Consider the following 539-nt stretch of genomic DNA (forward strand, 5'->3'; position numbering starts at 1 on the left):
GGTCGGCACGTTCACCGACATCATCCCGCCGCGCACCGCCGCGGCACTGCCGCTCTGAAAGGACGCCAGATGCGTGATACCAGAGGGGCTTACGAGCCCTACCCGGAGGGCCCCCACAAGCAACCCGCCATCCACCTGGACATCCAGGAACTCGAGCCGTTCGAGTCCCCGGACTGGGTGACCATGGGCAGCCTGGCTGCCGGCGGGGTGATCTTCCTGAGCGCGGTCGCGTTCGCGGTGGCCACCTGAACCTCAGGCAGCCACTGGACCACGGTCAGGCAGAACAGCACGACCGAACATCACCGAGAGAACCGAGAGAGAAGGAAAAGCCATGAGCGAGAGCAACAACGTGCAGGCGCAGACCGGCACCGAGCCGGCCGAGCTGGAACTGCAGGAGCTGGAGTCCATGGAGGCTCCCGGCTGGTGGACCGCGGGCGGCGTCGTCGTCGGCATCTCGATCACCGTCATCGCCGCCACCTGATCCTGATTCTCCCGCCCGAGAACACATCCCGGAAAACCCTTACGAGAGGAAGCAGAAC

Annotated in this window: 2 protein-coding genes; both read left to right on the plus strand. The window is 65.5% G+C overall.

Going from position 1 to position 539, the window contains the following annotated elements:
- The first annotated feature begins 69 nt into the window (after positions 1–69).
- Positions 70–249: a hypothetical protein gene (locus OQ02_RS39225; protein WP_033443755.1), complete on the plus strand. Its 180-nt coding sequence runs from the start codon at positions 70–72 to the stop codon at positions 247–249.
- 82 nt (positions 250–331) lie between these two features.
- On the plus strand, positions 332–481 hold the full coding sequence (locus OQ02_RS45360) for a daptide-type RiPP (RefSeq protein ID WP_197043722.1): 150 nt from the start codon (positions 332–334) through the stop codon (positions 479–481).
- The last annotated feature ends 58 nt before the right edge of the window (positions 482–539 follow it).

The organism is Saccharothrix sp. NRRL B-16314 (genome assembly GCF_000716595.1).
GTDB lineage: Bacteria > Actinomycetota > Actinomycetes > Mycobacteriales > Pseudonocardiaceae > Actinosynnema.

Excerpts from the sequence above, each read along its gene's own strand:
- OQ02_RS39225 (WP_033443755.1), top strand. The coding sequence starts at position 70 with ATGCGTGATACCAGAGGGGCTTACGAGCCCTACCCGGAGGGCCCCCAC.
- OQ02_RS45360 (WP_197043722.1), top strand. The coding sequence starts at position 332 with ATGAGCGAGAGCAACAACGTGCAGGCGCAGACCGGCACCGAGCCGGCC.